The sequence below is a fragment of the Pantoea phytobeneficialis genome, assembly GCF_009728735.1.
Taxonomy (GTDB): domain Bacteria; phylum Pseudomonadota; class Gammaproteobacteria; order Enterobacterales; family Enterobacteriaceae; genus Pantoea; species Pantoea phytobeneficialis.
This window is the reverse complement of the sequence record NZ_CP024636.1, coordinates 2333272-2354300: the sequence shown is the minus strand read 5'-3', so window position 1 is coordinate 2354300 and position 21029 is coordinate 2333272. Positions and strand designations below refer to the sequence as shown.

General features: G+C 52.0%; 23 protein-coding genes, 1 pseudogene and 1 other annotated feature. Of the genes and pseudogenes, 7 read left to right on the top strand and 17 right to left on the bottom strand.

Features of this window, described 5'->3' with window-relative positions; translation table 11 throughout:
- Positions 1-26 precede the first annotated feature (26 nt).
- Both CTZ24_RS10955 and cls read right to left on the bottom strand, forming a co-directional pair.
- Positions 27-356: an HI1450 family dsDNA-mimic protein gene (locus CTZ24_RS10955; protein WP_013509338.1), complete on the bottom strand. Its 330-nt coding sequence runs from the start codon at positions 354-356 to the stop codon at positions 27-29.
- Positions 357-392: 36 nt separating this feature from the next.
- Positions 393-1853, bottom strand: coding sequence for a cardiolipin synthase (gene cls, locus CTZ24_RS10950; protein ID WP_021183067.1), 1461 nt, complete (start codon positions 1851-1853; stop codon positions 393-395).
- Between the two features lie 162 nt (positions 1854-2015).
- On the opposite strand from cls, the gene CTZ24_RS10945 reads away from it, so the two are divergent.
- Together CTZ24_RS10945 and CTZ24_RS10940 are read left to right on the top strand one after the other, a co-directional pair.
- Positions 2016-2189 carry a YciY family protein gene (locus tag CTZ24_RS10945; RefSeq protein ID WP_152521863.1) on the top strand — a complete coding sequence of 58 codons (174 nt, stop codon included), beginning with the start codon at positions 2016-2018 and terminating at the stop codon, positions 2187-2189.
- A 210-nt stretch (positions 2190-2399) separates the two neighbouring features.
- Entirely contained in the window at positions 2400-2870 is a 471-nt protein-coding gene (locus CTZ24_RS10940) for an anti-virulence regulator CigR family protein (protein ID WP_208723530.1), read from the top strand.
- Between the two features lie 125 nt (positions 2871-2995).
- Here the strand turns inward: CTZ24_RS10940 and CTZ24_RS10935 are convergent, their stop codons facing one another.
- Positions 2996-3739: a hypothetical protein gene (locus CTZ24_RS10935; protein WP_208723529.1), complete on the bottom strand. Its 744-nt coding sequence runs from the start codon at positions 3737-3739 to the stop codon at positions 2996-2998.
- A 200-nt stretch (positions 3740-3939) separates the two neighbouring features.
- Positions 3940-4236 carry a YciI family protein gene (locus CTZ24_RS10930; RefSeq protein WP_021183070.1) on the bottom strand — a complete coding sequence of 99 codons (297 nt, stop codon included), beginning with the start codon at positions 4234-4236 and terminating at the stop codon, positions 3940-3942.
- A 204-nt stretch (positions 4237-4440) separates the two neighbouring features.
- Between CTZ24_RS10930 and tonB the strand changes: the two genes are divergently transcribed.
- Entirely contained in the window at positions 4441-5184 is a 744-nt protein-coding gene (tonB, locus tag CTZ24_RS10925) for a TonB system transport protein TonB (RefSeq protein ID WP_208723528.1), read from the top strand.
- A gap of 36 nt (positions 5185-5220) precedes the next feature.
- Here the strand turns inward: tonB and yciA are convergent, their stop codons facing one another.
- From yciA to CTZ24_RS10905, 4 genes are all read right to left on the bottom strand, one after another.
- A complete protein-coding gene (yciA, locus tag CTZ24_RS10920; RefSeq protein WP_208723527.1) occupies positions 5221-5637 on the bottom strand; it encodes an acyl-CoA thioester hydrolase YciA in 417 nt (138 codons plus the stop codon).
- A gap of 66 nt (positions 5638-5703) precedes the next feature.
- Positions 5704-6243: a septation protein A gene (locus CTZ24_RS10915; protein ID WP_208723526.1), complete on the bottom strand. Its 540-nt coding sequence runs from the start codon at positions 6241-6243 to the stop codon at positions 5704-5706.
- A gap of 51 nt (positions 6244-6294) precedes the next feature.
- Positions 6295-7029 (bottom strand): YciC family protein, encoded by a 735-nt coding sequence (locus CTZ24_RS10910; RefSeq protein WP_021183074.1) that lies wholly within the window; start codon positions 7027-7029, stop codon positions 6295-6297.
- 27 nt (positions 7030-7056) lie between these two features.
- The gene (locus CTZ24_RS10905; protein WP_208723525.1) at positions 7057-7473 is read right to left on the bottom strand and encodes a YkgJ family cysteine cluster protein; all 417 of its coding nucleotides are present in this window, start codon (positions 7471-7473) and stop codon (positions 7057-7059) included.
- A gap of 248 nt (positions 7474-7721) precedes the next feature.
- On the opposite strand from CTZ24_RS10905, the gene ompW reads away from it, so the two are divergent.
- On the top strand, positions 7722-8354 hold the full coding sequence (ompW, locus tag CTZ24_RS10900) for an outer membrane protein OmpW (protein ID WP_208723524.1): 633 nt from the start codon (positions 7722-7724) through the stop codon (positions 8352-8354).
- Positions 8355-8408: 54 nt separating this feature from the next.
- On the opposite strand, the gene CTZ24_RS10895 is transcribed toward ompW, so the two are convergent.
- The 3 genes from CTZ24_RS10895 to CTZ24_RS10885 all read right to left on the bottom strand — a co-directional run bounded on the left by CTZ24_RS10895 (position 8409) and on the right by CTZ24_RS10885 (position 11041).
- On the bottom strand, positions 8409-8759 hold the full coding sequence (locus tag CTZ24_RS10895; RefSeq protein WP_152521865.1) for a hypothetical protein: 351 nt from the start codon (positions 8757-8759) through the stop codon (positions 8409-8411).
- Positions 8760-8850: 91 nt separating this feature from the next.
- Positions 8851-10521, bottom strand: coding sequence for a lytic polysaccharide monooxygenase (locus tag CTZ24_RS10890; RefSeq protein WP_208723523.1), 1671 nt, complete (start codon positions 10519-10521; stop codon positions 8851-8853).
- Positions 10522-10726: 205 nt separating this feature from the next.
- Entirely contained in the window at positions 10727-11041 is a 315-nt protein-coding gene (locus CTZ24_RS10885) for a BON domain-containing protein (RefSeq protein WP_208723522.1), read from the bottom strand.
- Between the two features lie 201 nt (positions 11042-11242).
- Here CTZ24_RS10885 and CTZ24_RS10880 point away from each other — a divergent pair, with 201 nt between their 5' ends.
- The gene (locus CTZ24_RS10880; RefSeq protein WP_208723521.1) at positions 11243-11683 is read left to right on the top strand and encodes a hypothetical protein; all 441 of its coding nucleotides are present in this window, start codon (positions 11243-11245) and stop codon (positions 11681-11683) included.
- 42 nt (positions 11684-11725) lie between these two features.
- On the opposite strand, the gene trpA is transcribed toward CTZ24_RS10880, so the two are convergent.
- From trpA to CTZ24_RS10850, 5 genes and pseudogenes are all read right to left on the bottom strand, one after another.
- Positions 11726-12529 carry a tryptophan synthase subunit alpha gene (gene trpA / locus CTZ24_RS10875; RefSeq protein ID WP_021183081.1) on the bottom strand — a complete coding sequence of 268 codons (804 nt, stop codon included), beginning with the start codon at positions 12527-12529 and terminating at the stop codon, positions 11726-11728.
- Positions 12529-13719: a tryptophan synthase subunit beta gene (gene trpB, locus CTZ24_RS10870; protein WP_208723520.1), complete on the bottom strand. Its 1191-nt coding sequence runs from the start codon at positions 13717-13719 to the stop codon at positions 12529-12531. Before trpB ends, trpA begins: the two co-directional genes overlap by 1 nt.
- A gap of 45 nt (positions 13720-13764) precedes the next feature.
- Positions 13765-15132 (bottom strand): bifunctional indole-3-glycerol-phosphate synthase TrpC/phosphoribosylanthranilate isomerase TrpF, encoded by a 1368-nt coding sequence (gene trpCF, locus CTZ24_RS10865; RefSeq protein WP_208723519.1) that lies wholly within the window; start codon positions 15130-15132, stop codon positions 13765-13767.
- A gap of 1 nt (position 15133) precedes the next feature.
- Positions 15134-16727: pseudogene (gene trpD, locus CTZ24_RS26705) on the bottom strand (bifunctional anthranilate synthase glutamate amidotransferase component TrpG/anthranilate phosphoribosyltransferase TrpD).
- Positions 16727-18289: an anthranilate synthase component 1 gene (locus CTZ24_RS10850; protein ID WP_208723518.1), complete on the bottom strand. Its 1563-nt coding sequence runs from the start codon at positions 18287-18289 to the stop codon at positions 16727-16729. Before CTZ24_RS10850 ends, trpD begins: the two are co-directional and overlap by 1 nt.
- A gap of 23 nt (positions 18290-18312) precedes the next feature.
- Positions 18313-18417: a sequence feature (Trp leader region), on the bottom strand.
- A 155-nt stretch (positions 18418-18572) separates the two neighbouring features.
- On the opposite strand from CTZ24_RS10850, the gene rnm reads away from it, so the two are divergent.
- On the top strand, positions 18573-19457 hold the full coding sequence (rnm, locus tag CTZ24_RS10845; RefSeq protein ID WP_302474890.1) for an RNase RNM: 885 nt from the start codon (positions 18573-18575) through the stop codon (positions 19455-19457).
- 12 nt (positions 19458-19469) lie between these two features.
- Positions 19470-20090, top strand: a complete 621-nt coding sequence (locus CTZ24_RS10840) for an L-threonylcarbamoyladenylate synthase (protein WP_021183086.1) — start codon at positions 19470-19472, stop codon at positions 20088-20090.
- Here CTZ24_RS10840 and CTZ24_RS10835 read toward each other — a convergent pair whose 3' ends face one another.
- Positions 20091-20747, bottom strand: a complete 657-nt coding sequence (locus CTZ24_RS10835; protein ID WP_208723516.1) for a serine protease — start codon at positions 20745-20747, stop codon at positions 20091-20093. It abuts the gene before it with no gap.
- Positions 20748-21029: the final 282 nt, after the last annotated feature.

Genomic DNA, 21029 nt, shown 5'->3' with positions numbered 1-21029 from the left:
GCCCGGCGTTCATTATCGTGCTGCGATCATTCGCGCCAGAGAATATGGCACAACTTGTGGTCTTTCTCGCGGCACAGCAGAATACGCGCGAACACATCGGTAATCGGCTCACCATCGGCTTCACCGAGACCAATCACCACCTCAGAGAAAAAGTCAGGGTTCAGGTCAAAATCGACATGCTCCTGCCAGTCTTCTGACGGATCGAACAGCTCTGCGCCACCGCGTTCCTCAAATTGCAGGTTGAACAAAATGATATCTGCGGGATCGAGATTGTCGCCTGCCAGCTCAAGAAAAATATCGTAAGCCTGCTCCAGCGTTTCATCTTCGGTAAGGCGGTTATTTAAATCCATAGTCATTGGCGTGCCCTGCGGCGGTAAATATTTCCGCTCGTTTTACAGTAAAGGACTGAAGAAGTAAAACAGTCGTTCGACGATGCGTTGCCACCAGGCACGTTTTGCCCAGCGAGCGCCATCCAGCAGGCGTGAACGCGCGATGTAATCATCCTGTACGCAGGCGAGATCGCTACCAAAACCGGCGTCATCCACCACCAAAGTAATCTCAAAATTGAGCCACAGGCTGCGCATATCCAGATTCACCGTACCCACCAGGCTGAGCTGACCATCAACCAGCACGCTTTTGGTATGCAGCAGGCCATCTTCAAACTGGTAAATCTTCACCCCCGCCTCCAGCAGCTCGGTGAAAAAGGCACGACTGGCCCAGCCCACCAGCAGCGAATCATTATGGCGTGGCACCACAATGCTGACCTCGACCCCGCGCAGTGCAGCGGTACAAATGGCATGCAGCAAGTCATCGCTCGGCACGAAATACGGCGTGGTCATGATCAACTGATGACGAGCCGAGTAAACGGCAGTCAGCAACGCCTGATGAATCATGTCCTCGGGGAATCCTGGACCAGAAGCGATCACCTGAATGGTGTGGCCACTCTCTTTCTCAAACGGCATGATATTGGTATCGGGTGCCGGGGGCAGGATACGTTTGCCGGTTTCAATCTCCCAGTCGCACGAGTAGACAATCCCCATGGTGGTCGCCACCGGGCCTTCCATACGTGCCATCACATCAATCCATTGACCGACTCCAGCATCTTGTTTAAAGAAGCGCGGATCGACCAGGTTCATGCTGCCGGTGTACGCGATGTAGTTATCAATCAACACTACTTTGCGATGCTGACGCAAATCCATCCGGCGCAGGAATACACGCAGCAGGCTGACCTGTAACGCTTCCACCACGTCGATACCGGCATTGCGCATCATGCCGACCCACGGGCTACGGAAGAAGGCGACGCTGCCTGCGGAGTCGAGCATCAGGCGGCAATGGACACCACGGCGTGAGGCGGCCATCAGCGATTCTGCCACTTCATCGGCGAGACCGCCGGGTTGCCAGATATAAAACACCATCTCGATGTTATGGCGTGCCAGTTGGATGTCGCGAATTAACGCATGCATGACATCGTCGGAGTTGGTCAGCAACTGCAACTGGTTACCTTTAACCCCGGCGATGCCCTGGCGGTGATGACAAAGCTGAAACAGCGACAGCGCCACGTCGCTATGTTCGGTGGCAAAAATATGGCGACATTGTTTCAGGTCGTTCAGCCATTTGGCGGTAGAAGGCCACATGGTGCGCGCGCGTTCCGCACGGCGTTTACCCAGATGCAGTTCACCAAATGACAAATACGCAATGATACCCACCAGCGGCAGAATATAAATGATCAGCAACCAGGCCATTGCGGAGGTGACGGCACGGCGTTTCATCAGAATACGCAGCGTCACCCCGGCGATAAGCAACCAGTAGCCAAAAAGCAGCAACCAACTGATAAGGGTATAAAATGTGGTCATTAAGTGGACGTCCCGTTCGCGCTTTGATGAGCAAAGTTTACGTGTTGCTGAACGGTAGCGAAACCTTTAATCATAACGGGGTAACGATAAGCGATTCGAATTGGCATTTTATGGCAGATCACTATAATGCGTGCCGGTGATTAGCCTGTCTGAGAGGATGTGATGAGACGAAGCAGAAATGAAGTGGCTCGCTGGAGAATGTTACGTCAGGTGCAGCGTCGTCGTGCGCGCTGGCTGGAAGGGCAATCACGTCGTTACAAGCGTATTCACGCTATTCGTCATCAGGTCGCGCAGCAGCATCGCCGCTCCATCCTGTTTATCACCCAGAATGCCTGACAAGCAAGCGTTAACACAGGCATCTGATGTTCGGATGAATAATAAACAGCGCGATTAACCGCGCTGTTTTCCAATTTTGTATCTCTTAATGTGATCGGTATCGATTCTTTATTGTATCAGCGTTGTTGTGGTCGCATTTAGGATTGCATGAAATTGCAGTTTAGTAGTTCCAGGGATAACTTTATAAAAAGCCCCTCTGGAAGCAATATCATGTTAAACAAAATCAAGTCAAATCTTCTCGTTACAACATTATGTCTAATGTTGTCATCCACATATGTATTTGCAAATCCGGGTAATGGCAATGGACACGGCAATGGGAATGGACACGCAAACAATAGTGGGAATAGTAAGAAAGGATATAATGACAGCAGTTATAGTTCGGGTGTAAAAGGAAAAAATCCACGTAATGCAGACACCGAAGTTTCATTTTCATTTGCAAGAGGTTTAGCCATTGATATGGGGATGACGGGTTATAAGTCGTTGCCTCCGGGAATTGCGAAAAATCTGGCGAGAGGTAAACCGTTACCGCCAGGAATCGCGAAGCGGTATGTTCCCAAATCAATGCTCAGTGAACTGCCTTACTATCCAGGTTATGAATGGCGTATTGTTGGTGACGACCTTGTTCTTATTGCGCTAAGTACTGCGGTGGTGACTGCAATTATAAATGGCGTTTTTGATTAACTGTCCCTCAGCACATTTACCCATAATAGAAAAGAGGGGGTGATAAATATCACCCCCTCTTTTCTCCAGAAAATGGTTGCGGAACCGAACTGTGGTTTCACCACAATTTCAATAAGCTCATGCCATTACTTAGGATAATAAATGGTGCACTCATGGGCTAACGGGCCATCTGTCAGAGTATTACCACTACAACAGTCTAAACCATCTCTTCCAACATAAGTGTTATTTCTGCATGCGGCGGGTAATAATTTTCTCCATGTTTTACCATCGCTATTTTTTCCCGTACCATAGCGTTCATAGGCACACTTTTCTGACCGCATATCTACCTTAGTTACCCCTCGATTATAAGATGTCTCGCCCTGGGTGAGACATTGTTTATATTTCTCAGTATCTTTGGTTTTTTCCTTATTTGCACTCATCATAATGTTTACACAAACATCTTTGCTGGGGTTTTGTATGCAATTGATTCTTGTGTTGAGTCTACTTGCACTCTTTTGCATAGATGAGCACATCTCAAGTAATAGTCTTTGCGTTGGGTTTTTACCACAAGCTTGTATGTAGAATGCAGGTGTGAAATCGAACGTGTTTTTGTGGGGACCAGGTCCGCGATACATTACATTCAAGCATTGCTTCCCTCCTGACTCCAGACAAATACGACATTCGCTGTTAGGTTTACACGGTTCATATTGAGTATTTGGCTTGTAAGCGAATTCAGTACCATTCATTCGCTTATCAAAGACAACATGTGCATCGCAATTTGCAGGGCAGGAAACACCATCTGAATAAATTGTTATCTTCTTTTGCTCTGCATGCGTAAATGTCGATGATGAAAAAAGGAAAGCAAAGCAGATGATCATGCGTATAACCATGATTACATCTCCGATGTGTGTTGAGATGAATTCATAGTAGCAAATGAGTATGGTTTTCGTGTTTATTATTTTTTATTGTATTTTAATTTTTCTGATAATTATTTTATTATAAATAATTAGCAAGGTGCTTATTGCGTATCTTTCAAAATGAACGGTTGCAATTTACATGCAACCGTTTGTTCTTTATCGTAAAGGTATATTTAGAATACCCGTTTAAACGGCTTTACTGCCACCTGCTTGTACACGCCCGCCGCGATATAAGGGTCGTCATTGGCCCAGGATTGTGCCGCTTCCAGTGACGGGAACTCTGCAATAACCGTAGAACCGGTAAAACCGGCCGCGCCAGGATCGTTGCTGTCGACGGCGGGCATTGGGCCAGCCACAATCAAACGCCCTTCATCCTGCAACAATTGCAGACGTGCCAGATGGGCAGGGCGTACAGCGGTGCGTTTTTCGAGCGAGTCAGCATTGTCTTCCGCATAAATGACATAAAGCACGATAGGGAACTCCCGTTAGACTGGTCTGATTTGCCGAACACGTTAAGTGATCGTTAATCAGAGTGCAAACGAAAGATAATCCCACTGCCATCCAGCGCAAATGAGGCTAAAAAAGGCATTTACGGTAAACACTTAACTCTGCTTGTTGAAACTGATTGCTATTTGCATTTAAAATCTGCGCTTCACTCAATGAACATGACTGTTATGACGACGCTGACTACGCCTTTTCCCAAACGTACCCCGGTTTCTGTGCTGTTATCTGTGGTTCTTCACGGTACGGTAATTGCCGGCATTCTTTATGCATCGTTTCATCAGGTCATTGAGGTTCCGAAAGCATCCCAACCGATCAGCGTTACAATGGTGGCGCCTGAAGTGCAGCCTGAACCTGCGCCAACCGTGCAGACCCCGCCGCCACCAGAGCCAGAACCCACTCCTGAGCCAGTACCAGAAGTCGCGCCGGAACCACCAAAAGCCGAGCCAGTTCCGATCCCGATTCCAAAACCTGAGCCGAAGCCAAAACCCAAGCCGAAGGTAGAGAAGAAGCATGAGCCGAAACGTGAGGTGAAACCACGCGAAGAGGCGAAGCCGCAGGCTCCGGTGAAAACTGACGCCCCAACTACCCAGACGCGCCCGACGACCGCACCGCGAACCACGCCAACCTCCACGCCTTCGGTTTCTGATGGTCCGAAAGCGATGAGTGTCAGTAAGCCAGCCTATCCGGCACGCGCCTTCGCGCTGCGCGTTGAGGGACGGGTGCGGGTACAGTTCGATGTGGATAGTGACGGTCGTGTCGATAACATTCAGATTCTGTCTGCGGAACCGCGCAACATGTTTGAACGTGAAGTGAAGCAGGCGATGAAGAAATGGCGCTATCAGCCAGGGCGTCCCGGCACCAACCTGACGATGAATATCGTGTTCCGCATCAACGGTGGCGCGAATATCGAATAAGAAAAAAGCGGTCAATGACCGCTTTTTTTAGCGCTGTTAATCACTCAGATTGGCTTTACCCGGTGGCAGTGGTCGTGACTTGCCGGAGTTATCAATAGCGACATAAATAAACACCGCTTGGGTCGCACAATATGTCTGACCAATCGGTTCCGACGAGACTTTTTTGATCCACACTTCCACGTTGATGGTCATCGAGCTGTTACCGGTGCGAATGCAGCGGCAATAGCAGCTCACCACATCACCTACCGCAACGGGTTTCAGGAAACTCATGCCATCCACCCGTACTGTTGCGACACGGCCCTCAGCAATCTCTTTTGCCAGGATGGCACCGCCCATATCCATCTGCGACATCAGCCAGCCGCCAAAAATATCACCGTTGGCGTTGGTATCTGCTGGCATCGCCAGCGTGCGCAGCACCATTTCGCCTTGCGGCAATTTATGTTTTTCGTCCATTGCTTCAGTTCTTATGCAGGTGAGGCGGCAAGCGCCAAAAAACCCGGCAGAGCCGGGCATCAGAGATTATTTTTCTTCTTGTTGTGGCATGTGTCGCCAGATGTATGCGCCACTTAACAGGGTAAACAGCAGGGTAAGACCTGTCAGACCAAACACCTTAAAGTTAACCCAAAACTCCTGTGATAACCAAAATGCAACATAAATATTCGCCATGCCACAGGCGAGGAAGAAAATCGCCCAGGCAATATTCAGACGACGCCAGACCGAATCCGGGAGCTGCAACTCTTTACCCAGCATGCTTTGAATCAGCGGTTGCTGCATAAACCATTGGCTGTAGAGCAACGCCAGCGCAAACAGAGAGTAAATCACCGTCACTTTCCATTTGATAAATTCATCGTTATGGAACACCAGCGTCAGCGTGCCAAACACGGCAACCAGTACGAAGGTGATGATGGTCATTTTTTCCAGTTTGCGGTACAGCACCCAACTGGCGATTAGCGCGATACCCGTGGCAACCACCAGCGCGCCCGAAGCGACAAAAATGTCGTAAAGCTTGTAGAAAACGAAGAACACGACCAAAGGGAGAAAATCGAGTAACTGCTTCATAGAATATCCAGTCAGGGGCGTTAATTCAGGCGCTCAACGAGCGCCATAAGGTTAACGTAACAGCATATACAGCCGGTACAGGTAGATAATCAGGATGGCGGAAACCATGTTCCCCAACGCGTTCAAAACCACAGACGCGACATTGGCGGGCAGTACCGTCAGCGAGGAGAAAAAGAACATCAGCGCAATTTTCGCCAGCAGCCAGACAATAATGGCCGGCGCGATCAGTTTCATATTTTTCCATGCCATGCGCATACTGGCGCGCATCGCACTCATCACACCCATCTTCTCATTGACCAGCATCACCGGTGCCAGCGATAGCAGGATCGCCAGCATCACCCCTGGCACCATCAGCACCATAAAGCCGAGTTGCACCAGCAGGGTGATTAAAAAGGTTTGCAGCAGCAATTTGGGCAGCGTTGGTGCTGAAGCACCGATGGCACGCAGCGCGCTCACACGCTGACCGCTTGATACCATCGGGATCAGGCACAGCATACCGCCTAATAACAAGGTATTTCCCACCAGCGCCGCGAAGGTGCCTGCCGCTGAGGCGCGCAGCAAAATACGCTGCTGTTCCGGCGACATATTCTGTACCAGTTCAAACAGCGAAGAAGCGCTGTCATCGCTCTGACTCAACAGCGACAACTGGTCAGCACCAGGCGTCAGGGCGTGGCCGATAATCACGGTTATAAATGAGGTAAGCAACGCCATCAGCACAATGGTAATCAGCTGATGGCGCAGAAAATTTCCTGTGTCACGGTATAACGAGCTTGCCGTGATAGACATGTACACTCCTTGGAGAAACCGGGTTAATTAACCCGGCGATTGTACATGTTCTGCGGGCAGGCTGGCACCCGGATTAGGACATCTTTCTGTCATCTCAGGTAAAGAAGGGTGAAAAAGAGCAGGTAAACCATAGCGCGCTCTGGCCCGATCGCAGGCTTCGTTCAGCACGCCATGTTCACCCGACATCTCAAATTCACGGCAAGGGGAAGGACGGTGTTGATAAATGCCGCAAGAGACGCAGCCGCCGATCTCGCCCTGCAATGCCACACAACGCGGTTCGCGTACGTTAGTGCCGCGCATATTCCGCATCAACAGGCTGAGGGGTTCGGTTAATTCAACGGGAACAAGGCCGCCCGCATCGTCAGCTTCGGCCCAATAGAAAGAAACACGGAAATGGGCGCAGCAGGCGCCACAGGTCATACAAGGGTTAAGTGAATCGCTCATTTGATCGCCCGCTTCTCCTAAGCATCGAACCAAAATCAACGGAAGAGAAATAGCAAAGTAGTCACGCTGTGAAATTTTCGCAAGGGGATTTTTATTACGCTGTGTAAGGCCAAAATTGATCTGAATCAATTCATTGTTTTATAAGTGATTTATTTGAATTGATTCACATGCATTTTGCCTGAAAAAGCGTTAGATCTTTGCCACCAACGCTGATCAATAACATCAACAATTCTGGCAAAGGAGTGAATATGAGACTGGCAAAATGCGCGCTGCTGGTGGCACTGGCGATCCCACAATTGGCACTGGCCCATGAGGCGGGTGACTTCTTTATGCGTGCGGGTAGCGCGACAGTACGTCCGACCGAAGGCTCTGACAATGTGCTGGGTATGGGCGGTTTTAACGTGAGTAATGATACGCAACTGGGTCTGACTTTTACCTATATGGCCACCGATAACATCGGTGTCGAGTTGTTGGCTGCGACGCCATTCCGTCATAAGGTTGGTCTGGGACCAACGGGTAATCTGGCAACAGTACGCCAGTTGCCACCCACCTTGATGGCGCAATATTATTTCTTCGACAGTAAAAGCCAATTCCGTCCCTATGTGGGTGTGGGTATAAACTACACCACATTTTATGATGCCAAATTCAACCAGACCGGTCGTGATGCGGGTCTGACCGACCTTAGCGTGAAAGATTCCTGGGGAGCGGCGGGTCAGGTGGGCGTAGATTATCAAATCAACCGCGACTGGATGCTGAATGCTTCACTGTGGTACATGGATATCGATACCACCGTAAAATTTAAAGCGAATGGACAACAACAGAATATTGATACCCGTATCGATCCCTGGGTGTTCTTCTTTGGTGTCGGTTATCGTTTCTGATTGGCGATGGGATGACAGTTCCAGGTCGCCATATATGGCGACCTGGTCTGAATATCAGTGGGTAAGCGGCAACGTTTGCGATGCTTCCTGCTGTCCATCGGCTGTCATTGGCGTAAACATCACCTCTTTTTGCAGCGGCAGATGGTGTGGACAGGCACCGTAGACGATGACGGTTTGTCCCGGAAGTACTGTGGTTTCATTCAACGCCACAAGCGCATCATCCGGAAGCAGTTTGATATCTTTGTCGAGTTGGATCGGCACTTTACCGTTATTCGTCACCGTCAGTCTTTGCTCTTTTATTCCCCATACCAGTGGCAGAGGGGCAGATTGTACTGCCTGAGAAAACAGCGAGCATAGCAGCAGTGCTGAAGGCACAAGGCAAAGAACCTTAATTGTCCTTGTCATATACGACTTCCTGAGCATTCGCCTCCTGACGAAACCGGAGGCGATGAGATAATCAACACGCCTTGATAATTACAAGGCGTGTGACAGGTGATTAACGGCGAACTTTAACCGTCTGGGTGGCAGTTGAAGAAAGGCCCGTGTTGGGGTCGGTAATTTTTACCTGAACGTCAACATCGAAATCTTCCATTACTACTGAGGCCGGATAATCGAGAGTCGCAATCTGACCATGGCGATGTTTGAACACAATCTTATTCGCGTTGTTCAGCACCGACCACTCAAACTTAGCGGTATCGAGTGAAGCATTACCCGGTAAGGTTGAATTGGCCGCACTCAGGGTTGCACGCAGGTTTCCTGTTGAAATGGTGTCGTTACCCTGAATTTCCAGATTGGCGATCGGTTTGGTTTCTGTCGCTTTTACCGTCACAGTGATATCACTGCTATCGGTTTTATCACCTTTTTTCACTGTCAGGCGGTAGGTAACCTTACCGCTTGTGCCAGGTTTGATCAGCGCACGGGCTTTCGCTGTGCTGACGCTCTGCACCCATGCTCCATTGTCCAGGGTTTGCATTGCGCCGATATCGTGACCCGAGACAATCGTCCACTTATAGGTATCCGCATTCTTACTGGCAGAGCCATCCAGTGGATAATTACGGGATTCTTTATTGCTCTCAACGGTAAAGTTGGTCCCTGCCACCGCAACCGGTGCATTCGTTGCTTTTTCAACAGTCATAACAACTGACTGCATATTATCTTGTAAGAAGATACCATTATTACGAAGATCGGTTGGGTCAAATGAAATACTGCCGCTGGTGCTTTGCTTACCGATCAGAACAAAATTGGAATGGTTGGTGTTAATTTCAGTTGCCAGCTCAGCAATCCATTTATCATTAACGTTAGCGGCAGTGATCTCTTTTTTAATATCAACCAGGTTGGTACCTTTAGTGCCACCCATCAAACGGAAGTGAACATATTCACCGGCTACCGGTTTGTGCTCGTGGGCAAATTTACTGTATTCAAACCAATCGGTAGTTTGACCGCCATCCTCACCACCCGGATTCTCGGGTTCAGTCGGTAATTCACCACTTCCTGGCTGATCGATTATCACATCACTACAGTTGTAAAAGCCTTCACCAGCGGGGTCATTACGCTGCCAGCGTGAAAAAATCACGGCACGGCCGGTACGGTCTGCCGGAATGGTGATATTAAAATCCTCGTAGCTGGAGTAAGCGCCCGGAACGTCTCCTGGTCTTTTTTGAGTTGCTTTGGAAGAAACAACGGTATCCAGTAACTCCACATCGTCCCAGCCCAGGGCTTTCTCTGCCGGATTGTACCCTTTTTTACTGATATAGAATTCAATCCATGAAGGGTCATGAGGTTGCGTATAGCCATAACGCATTTTGACCTTACCGTTGCTGTCTGGCTTGATCAGCGTGGTGTGCCATTCGGCGCGCGGTGAACTGAATCCTCTCCCTTTATCGGTACCTGAGCAAATGAGGGTGCTGGGGATCTCTTTTCTGGCTTGTTCTGCGCTGTGATTACCACCAACAAAACCTGTCAACTCTTGCCAGGTATAAATCGACTGACCACCATCATTGCTTTCTGCGGAGGCTTTTTTGCAGACATCAAGATTCTGGTTTTGATTGCAATAATACTGACGTGCTGGTGGCTCAACTAAGCCACCATGACCAAATACACTGGGTACGGAGCCAGCACAGATGCTACCAATTACTAAAGATAGCAACGTCCGATGTTTAAGTTTCATCAGGGAATATCCTTTTGATTATTCATTTGCTGTGTGATTAACAAGAAACGGTGGTTATCACCTTTTTTCGTGTGAATTATAAAAACGACACAGACGGGATAAAATAATCAAAGGATGAGAAAGAAGACGGGTTGATTTAGAAATGTCCTGATAATATTAAGATGTAGTGCAATAAAATCGGGCGACCAGATAGTCGCCCGATAACTTATTTGATTTGCATATTATTTACGACAGATTTAACACCGGCGACGGTGCGTGTCACCGCCACGGCACGGTTCGCCATTTGCGGTGAACTGACGAATCCACTCAACTGTACGCGCCCTTTGAAAGTTTCCACATTGATCTCCGTGGATTTCAGCGAGTCATCTTTCAACAACTCTGTTTTCACCTTGGTGGTAATCACCGTGTCATCGATGTAACCCCCGGTTCCTTCCTGCGTTGACGTAGGTGCACATGCGCTGAGTGCCAGCGCCATCACCGCAGCCATCAGCAATCCTGCAACGACTTTGAACAAATTCATCGGTTATCTCCTTGTCATACATGATGTTTCACCGCGATGTGACGGTGCGATTAAAGTGTGGTGTGGCGGTTGGGAATGGTCAAATGACCGGGTGGAAAAAACACGGAATATGGCGTTTTTTGCCACTTATTGATCCCATTGCTTTATTTGGCAATCGGTTACGCTGTGAACACCTCAGCCGCTGCCTTCAGGGATCAAACAATGAAAAAAACCCTTATCCTGATCATCGCCACCGTTGGCTACCTTTCCTGGTTACAACTTTTTGCCAGCCAGACATTGCCGGTGCCACACGCGCAGGCGGAATCCCGGCTGATTAATCCGCACCTGGGCACCATCTGTAAGGCGACCGCCGCCATTAGCTTCGGGCGTAATTTCCGCATCATGCAACTGGACAACGTCGACGAACAGGGCGTTGCCTGGGTGCATTATCTGCGTCCATCGGATCATTCGCGCTGGGCGATTCGTTGTCGTTTACAGGAGGATCGGGTGATTTGGATGGCGGATAATCCCGACAGTGATGCACGTTGGCGCATCGGTCCGGACGATGAGAAGATCACCTGGCGTATCAGCGAAGACAATCTCACTCTCAGGCTGGTTTATCCGGATGGCTCTGGTGATGAGCAAACCTTTCAACTGGAGTAGGGAGAACGCCTTATCCGCCGTGCGGCAGATAAGGCGGGGCGATTAACGGGTTGCGGCCTTCAGATTGCTGACAAAGGCTTGCAGTTCGCTCAGCAACGTCTCTGGTTGATGTTGATTACGTTCAATAATCTTCACAATAGCAGAACCAGAAATGGCACCGGCAGCACCGGCGCTGACGGCTTCTTTCACCTGACCCGGTTCAGAGATACCAAAGCCCTGCAACGGCGGAGCAGCATGGTATTCACGCAATTTGTCGATCAGGTGCTGCAACGGCACATGGGCACGGTTTTCAGAACCGGTCACTCCGGCGCGTGACAGCAGGTAAGTATAACCACGGCCATGCGAAGCAATTTCACGCAGCAGATCATCATCGGCGTTCGGCGGGCAGATAAAGATCGGTGCCACATTGTGGCGCATTGCCGCCTGACGGAACGGGGCGGATTCTTCCACCGGCACATCGGCCACCAGGACGGAATCGACACCAACGGCTGCGCACTGGGCGTAGAAGTTATCGATCCCTTTGCTGAACACCAGGTTGGCGTACATCAACAGGCCAATTGGCAGCTCAGGGTATTTCTGGCGTACGGCTGCCAAAATTTCAAAGCATTGTGCGGTGGTGGTTCCGGCGGCAAAAGCGCGCAAAGTGGCGTTCTGGATGGTCGGACCATCGGCCAGCGGATCGGAGAACGGAATGCCTAATTCCAGCGCATCGGCACCACCCGCGACCAGCGCATCAATAATCTTCAGCGACATCTCTGGCGACGGATCGCCCAGCGTGACGAAAGGAACGAACGCACCTTCTTTGTTCGCCGACAGACGTTTAAACAGCTGATTGTAACGTTCCATCAGATCTCTCCCTTCGCTTTCAAAATATCGTGAACGGTAAAAATGTCTTTATCGCCGCGGCCAGACAGGTTAACCACCAGCAACTGCTCTTTTTCCGGGTTTTCACGGATCATCTTCAACGCATGGGCGAGGGCGTGTGAAGACTCCAGTGCCGGGATAATCCCCTCGGCACGGGAGAGTTGCTTAAAGGCGTCCAGTGCTTCGTCGTCGGTGATCGACACATATTCAGCACGACCAATGCTGTTGAGATGGGCGTGTTGTGGTCCCACCGACGGGAAATCAAGACCCGCCGAGATAGAGTACGACTCCTCAATCTGGCCTTCTTCGGTCTGCATCATCGGCGCTTTCATGCCGAAGTAGATGCCTACTCGGCCATGCTTGAGCGGTGCGCCATGCTCACCGGTTTCGATACCGTGACCTGCCGGTTCAACGCCGATCAGACCAACGCTGGTTTCATCGATAAAGTCAGCGAACATGCCGATGGCATTCGAGCCACCGCCGACACATGCCAGAACTGCATCCGGTAAGCGACCTTCTTTTTCCAGAATCTGCGCTTTGGTCTCTTCGCCAATCATACGCTGGAACTCGCGCACAATGGTCGGGAAGGGGTGTGGACCTGCCGCGGTGCCGAGCATGTAGTGTGCGGTTTCATAGCTGCCGGACCAGTCACGCAACGCCTCGTTACAGGCATCTTTCAGCGTGGCGGAGCCGCTGTGCACCGGGATCACCTCTGCACCCATCAGGCGCATACGGAACACATTAGGTGACTGGCGCTCCACGTCTTTCGCGCCCATATAAATGCGGCACTTCATACCCAACAGCGCACAGGCCAGGGCAGAGGCGACGCCGTGCTGACCCGCACCGGTTTCCGCGATGATTTCATTTTTGCCCATGCGCTTTGCCAGCAATGCTTGACCAAGCACCTGGTTAGTTTTGTGCGCGCCGCCGTGCAGCAAATCTTCACGCTTCAGATACAGGCGGGTTTTGGTGCCTTTGGTCAGGTTGCGGCACAGCGTCAGCGCCGTGGGGCGACCGGCATAGTTTTTCAGCAGGTCAGTAAATTCGGCCTGAAAATCCGGATCGCGCTGGGCTTCGACAAATGCCGCTTCCAGCTGACGCAGAGCGGGCATCAGGATTTGCGGCACATATTGCCCGCCAAACTCGCCAAAATAGGGATTCAGTAACGTCATCTTCTCATCTTCCTTATCCAGCCCGCTCCCGGCGGGCAAGAGAAATTAATAGGCGCGTAAGGTGCGGAACACTGCGGCAATTTTGCTGGCATCTTTAATGCCCGGCGACGATTCCACACCAGAATTGAAGTCCAGACCGGCGCAACCCAGTTGTGCCGCTTCGACACAGTTGTCGGCGCTTAATCCGCCCGCCAGCAGCACATTGCTGAGATCCTGTCCCTGCAACAGTGACCAGTCAAAACGCTGGCCGGTACCGCCCTGACCATTATCCAATACATAGCGGTCAACATGCGGCCAGTCGCGCGCAGGGAGCGTATCTTTGATACTCAGCGCTTTCCAGATCTGTACGGTTTCCGGCAATGCCTGACGCAGTTCGGCAACAAATGCCGGGTTTTCATCGCCATGCAACTGGACGGCGAACAGGTTGAGCGCAGTGACTTGCGTGACAATGTCACTTATGCCCTGATTGCGAAACACGCCAACGTATTTCAACGGTGCAGCGGCGATCACCGCCTGCGCCTGTTGCGTACTCACCTGACGTGGCGAGCCTGCGGCAAAAATCACCCCACCATAAATGGCACCGGCCTCATGGGCGCTGCGCGCGTCTTCCGCACGGGTCAGGCCACACACCTTGTTGTCACCCAACAATACGCGACGCACGCCTGCGTTGAGGTCATCTTCTTCCATCAGCGCCGAACCAATCAGGAAACCATTGGCAAAATGGCTGAGTTCACGGATCTGTGCATAGTTATGAATGCCGGACTCACTAATCACTGTTACGCCGTGGCTGAGGCGTGGGGCAAGCTGGCGTGTACGATTCAGGTCAATCGACAGGTCGCGCAGGTCGCGGTTATTGATGCCTACCACTTTGGCTTCCAGCGCGATGGCGCGTTCCAGCTCTTCTTCGTTGCTAACCTCGGTCAGCACACCCATTTTCAGGCTGTGGGCCACCGCGGCCAGTTGGCGGTACTGCTCGTCATCCAACACCGACAGCATCAACAGAATGGCATCGGCCTGGTAATGACGCGCCAGGTAGATCTGATAAGGGTCGATGATAAAATCTTTGCACAGCACCGGTTGCGTGATCGCCGCACTGACGATGGGCAGAAACTCGAAGTTGCCCTGGAAGTATTTTTCATCGGTCAATACGGAAACGGCGGAGGCATAGTTCCGATAAATACCGGCGATGGTCGCGGGATCAAAGTCCTCGCGAATCAGTCCCTTCGACGGTGACGCCTTTTTGCATTCCAGAATAAAGGCAGTTCGTGTACCGCGCAGCGCATCGTAAAAATGGCGTTCGGCCGGTTGCAGGCTGTTCTGGAAAGTGGTCAGCGGCTGCTGCGCTTTACGCGCCTCGACCCAGACGGCTTTATCCAGCACAATTTTTTCTAACACGGTTCCCTTAATGCTCATCTCATCCTCTCGCTGCCAGTGCGACAACGCGTTCATAGGCCTGACCGCTGCGAATGGCGGTGATGGCGCGTTGTGCGTTGTCACGCAAATCTTCATTACCAAATACTTTCAGCAACATCGCCACGTTCACCGCAACGGCTTCCTCGTGCGCTTGCTGGCCTTTACCCTGGAGTAAACGCGTCAGAATGTCACGGTTTTCTTCCGGTGTACCGCCCGCCAGCGCTTCTTTGTCGTGGAAGCGGAAACCAAAGTCATCTGGCGTCAGCTGATAGCCGGTAATTTCGCCGTCACGCAACTCCGCCACCTGGGTTGGGCTATGCAACGCCACTTCGTCCATTCCGCCACCGTGCACCACGGCGGCGCGCTGGTAGCCGAGCACTTTCAACGTCTGGGCAATCGGCAGCACCAGCTCCGGGCTGTACACGCCGATCACCGCCAGCGGTGGACGCGCCGGGTTAATCAACGGACCGAGTACGTTGAACAGGGTGCGGGTTTTCAGTTGCTGACGTACCGGCATCGCGTGACGGAAACCGCTGTGATATTGCGGCGCGAACAGGAAACAGACGTTCAGATCATCCAGCGCCTGGCGCGCTTGCTCTGGCGGCATGTCCAGATTGATGCCAAACGCCGCCAGCAGGTCGGACGAACCGGATTTGCTCGATACGCTGCGGTTGCCATGCTTGGCGACTTTCAGGCCACAGGTCGCCGCAACAAAGGCGCTGGCGGTGGAGATATTAATGCTGTTGCTGCCATCACCACCGGTGCCAACGATATCGGCAAAGGTGTAATCCGGGCGCGGGAAGGGTTTGGCATCTTCCAGCAGCGCTGACGCAGCACCGGCGATCTCTTCCGGGCGCTCGCCACGCACTTTCATGGCAATCAGCGCAGCCGCCAGTTGGGTCGGTTCCAGTTGGCCGGTAATAATGGCGCTAAACAGCTGATGGCTTTCTGCCTGAGTCAGCGTCTGGGCCTGATAAAGTTTTTCCAGAATAGCTTGCATCATTATCTCCCTATTACTTCGCCAGCGCCCAGGCCAGCGTCTGCTCTAACAAACGTGCGCCTTGGGTGGTCAGAATAGATTCAGGATGGAACTGGAAGCCGCATACGCGATCGGCATCGTGACGTACCGCCATCACCATGCCGTTGTAGCTGGCGTTCACCGTCAGCTCGGCTGGGGTATTGCTCCCCACCAGTGAGTGATAGCGCGCGACGGGCAGGGGATTGCTCAGACCGGCAAACATGCCAATCCCGTCATGGGTAATGGAGGACGCTTTACCATGCAGAATTTCACCGGCCTGACCTACCTGGCCGCCATAGGCTTCAACAATCGCCTGATGGCCGAGGCAGATACCGATAATCGGCAGGCGGCCACGCAGGGTGCGCAACAGTTCCGGCATACAACCGGCATCTTTCGGCGCGCCCGGTCCGGGAGACAGCATCAGCACCGGGTTTTCCATCTGCTGTAAGCGTTCAACCAACAGCTCCGCTGGCAGGTTATTACGGTAGATCACCACGTTGTGGCCGAAGGTCCGCAGCTGATCAACGAGGTTGTAAGTAAAGGAGTCGATATTATCGAGCAGCAGGATATCGGCCATCAGAAAATCTCCTTGCAGTGATGGGCGGTGGCAATCGCGCGCAGCACCGCGCGGGCTTTATTACGGCTTTCATCGGCTTCCGCCTGAGGCTGAGAATCCAACACGATACCGGCACCGGCTTGCACCGTGGCGACGCCATCTTCCACCCAGGCAGAACGAATGACGATACAAGTGTCGAGGTCGCCGTGCGCAGTGAAGTAACCGACCGCACCGCCATAGCTGCCGCGACGGGTGCCTTCGGCGTTGGCAATCAGTTGCATGGCACGCACTTTAGGCGCGCCGCTCAGGGTGCCCATGTTCATCACCGCACGATAGGCATGCAGCACATCCAGGTCATGACGTAACGTACCCACCACGCGGGAAACCAGATGCATCACATAGGTGTAGCGGTCAACGCTGGTCAGATCGGCGACATAGCGGCTGCCCGGCACACAGATGCGTGCCAGATCGTTACGCGCCAGATCGACCAGCATCAGATGTTCGGCCAGCTCTTTATGGTCGGTACGCATTTCAAGCTCGATACGGCTGTCCAGATCGCGATCCAGCGAGCCATCGGCATGACGGCCACGCGGGCGTGTACCGGCGATTGGGTAGATTTCAATCTGACGACTGGTGGCATCGTATTTCAGCGAGCTTTCCGGCGAGGCACCGAACAGCGCGAAATCCTGGTCCTGCATAAAGAACATATACGGGCTGGGGTTGCTGTTTTTCAGCGTGTCATAGGCCGCCAGCGGTGACGGGCAAGGCAACGAGAAACGACGCGATGGCACCACCTGGAAGATCTCACCAATGCGAATGGCTTCCTGCATCTGGCTCACCACGTTGCAATAGACCTCATCGCTTTGGTTGGTGCTGAGGGCCATATGTTCTACGGTTTGCACCGGCAAGGCGGGTGCGGGCTGTGTCATCTGTCCACGCAACTGTTCGACACGACTTTGCAGACGCTGGAACTCGCTGGTGGAAGGGCAGAACAGGCTGGCCTGTAGGCGAGCACTGCGCGTCTGATGGTCAATCACCAGCAAGGTTTCTGCCAGATAGAAGCAGTAATCCGGGCAGCGCTGATCATTGCGAAGCTCAGGTAATTCTTCGAAACCGGCCACCAGGTCATAGGCGAATAATCCACCGAGGAACATCGCCTCACGCTCTTCCTCCGGGCTTTGCACCAGTTGCGGAATCAGACGTAACGCGTCAAACACCGACAACGCTTTCAGGCGCGAATCTTCATCCTGTAAATCCTGGGGTTGCGGGAAGTGCAGCTCACGGCCATCGGGACGTACAGCAATCTGCACCGCCTGCGGTAATGCTTCATCCAGCAGCGCCAGCAATGAGCGGCCATTCTCAGACAGTGCCTGAACAGTGACCACATTGCCGGTAGCGCTGATACGCAGGGCGCTATCCACGATTAACAGGCTTTTCAGGTTACGTTTGCTGTCGATATCGGCGGATTCAAGCAGCAGGGTTGCCGGACGTGCGCCGCATAATTGATGAAACACTGCGGCCGGATCTTCGCGATAGGGCGCGGTGCCGGTAATCAACTTCAATGTAGGTTTCGCATTTGGCATGATGAATTCTCTGAATTTAGCTCAAAAAAAAGCCCGCTCGGTGGCGGGCTCAGGTATCTGCACAGCGTTTACGCAAGTTGTGCACGACGACGTCGCCCGTGTTCGGGAACATCGCGCCACCAACCATTTGAATGCGTGTGAACAACAGCCATGATTAAATACCCGTTACGTGTGAACTTGTGTACTAGTTAACTGGTTCGGCTGAAAAAAGTCAATACCCTTTTTCAGTTAAGGGCAAAATCGGTATCATGCCTGCCGGTTTATGCAGTTGCTGGAGCTATCCTTGTCGGACATTCCCCGTTTTCCCCTTTACGATTTACACAGCCATACGCTGGCTTCTGACGGCGTGCTGACCCCTGCGGCGCTGGTGCAGCGTGCAGTGGAGATGCGTGTCGGCGTGCTCGCCATTACCGATCACGATACCGTTGCCGGGGTGGCGGAAGCGCAACAAACGGTAGCGCAGCAGAACTTGCCGCTTAAAGTGGTCGCCGGGCTGGAAGCCTCAACGTTATGGGAAAATCATGAAATCCATATTGTCGGATTGCATGTCGACTGCCAGCATCTGGCACTGACCCAATTCCTGGCGCAGCAACATCACTGCCGTGAGCAACGGGCGCTGCTGATCGCCGAACGGCTGGAGCGCGCACGAATTCCTGGTGCGCTGGACGGAGCGCAGCGTCTGGCACAGGGTGGGGTGATCACGCGCGGCCATTTTGCCCGCTATCTGGTTGAAATCGGGAAAGCGGATAACCTTGCCCAGGTGTTTAAGAACTACCTGGCGCGTGGGAAAACCGGTTATGTGCCTCCGCAATGGTGTACAATTAAACAAGCCATTGATGCAATTCATGATTCTGGTGGCTTTGCCGTGCTGGCACACCCCGGACGTTACGGTCTTTCCGGCAAATGGCTGAGACGACTGATCGCCCATTTCACGGATGCAGGTGGCGATGCAATGGAAGTGGCGCAATGCCAGCAGGCACCAAACGAACGTAGCCAGCTGGCAACGTATGCCCGCGAACATCAGCTGGCAGCGTCGCAGGGATCTGATTTTCACCAACCCTGTCCGTGGATCGAACTGGGTCGCAAGCTGTGGTTACCAGGCGGTGTGGAACCGATCTGGGAACGCTTTCCCGTGCTTGCGCCTGAGCTGAACCCCAGCGACAGGTGATATGAGGTTTTTATGAGTCAATTGTTCCATATTCATCCGGAAAATCCGCAACCGCGTCTGGTCAACCAGGCGGTTGACTATCTCAACAAAGGTGGGGTGATTGTCTATCCGACCGATTCCGGTTACGCGCTGGGCTGCCGTCTCGAAGAGAAAAATGCCATGGAGCGTATTTGCCGCATTCGTCAGCTGGATGGGCATCACAACTTTACCCTGATGTGCCGTGATTTATCGGAGCTTTCGACCTATTCACAGGTGGACAACTCGGCGTTTCGCATCATTAAAAACAACACGCCGGGAAGCTACACCTTTATTCTGAAAGCGACCAAAGAGGTGCCGCGTCGCCTGATGAACGACAAACGTAAGACCATTGGTCTGCGTGTGCCGTCGAACCCGGTGGCTCTGGCACTGCTGGAAGCGCTCAACGAACCGATGATGTCGACCTCGCTGATGCTGCCAGGCAACGATTTCACCGAATCCGATCCGGAAGAGATTCAGCACAGCATCGGCAAGCTGGTGGATCTGATCATCGATGGCGGCACGCTGGGACAGCAGCCGACCACGGTTATCGATCTCACCAGCGATGCTCCGGTCATCGTGCGTGAAGGGGTGGGCGATATTCGCCCGTTCCAGTAATTATGTGTGGTCAGGCGCGCTGTCGGGTGTCTGACCAATATTTCTCTCCAGCCAGCTCCTGAATTCACCGTACGGAATATACAGCGACACATCTTTCAACACTGCCTGACCGCTACGAATATTATCAATCCGGTGGCTATAGCCGACAATAACGCCGGCCATCGTCTGGTCTGCATTATAAACCGCGCCGCCCGACATTCCCTGTACAACACCGGCATTGGTTGCCATTGCGACACAAGGTTTTTTATTCCAGCGATTGTTAATTGCAGTGCGCGCTAAATTAACGCCACTTGATTCCACTGGCATGGCAGAAACAAAACTGTAACCGTACATCTTAATCGGTTCGCCAATGTTGCTTTTGCGGAATTTAACCAGGGTACTGGGATCGTTCTTGTGATAAATAATTGCCACATCACAATACGGATGATAAGCCTTCACACGCTGGACGGCAGTGGTTGCAACGTGCGCGGCGGTCAGGCTGTATTCTGGCGTTAAGGGAATGGTTGTGCCAAGGACACCTAAACCCAGTACAGTCGGGATGCCGGTCACGCTCATATCAACGTGTTGCAGCGCCGCACGGCTGTACTCAGTATGGCCCACGGAACAACCGCTCAGTGCCAGCGCGGCGAGCGCAGGCCAAAGCAGTGACGTTCTCATAATAGTCATCTTTATTCAGGCATGCCGGCAAAATCCCTGGTGAAGATTTTTGGCATGCAAGTTTAATTCGTACCTGAATGAATTAACGCAACAGCTCCCGCGCGCGCCGGTTTATAATATCAATGAAATTTCACAGTGCTCGTTAATGATTTGTTGGTAAATCGATAATAAAAAGTAAGGCTTAATTTTTTTATTTTTACGATGCACTGGATTTCAGGCTCAAATTTTACACAATTTTTAATTCAGAACAATTCAGAAATTTAACCTTTATCAAATAAATCG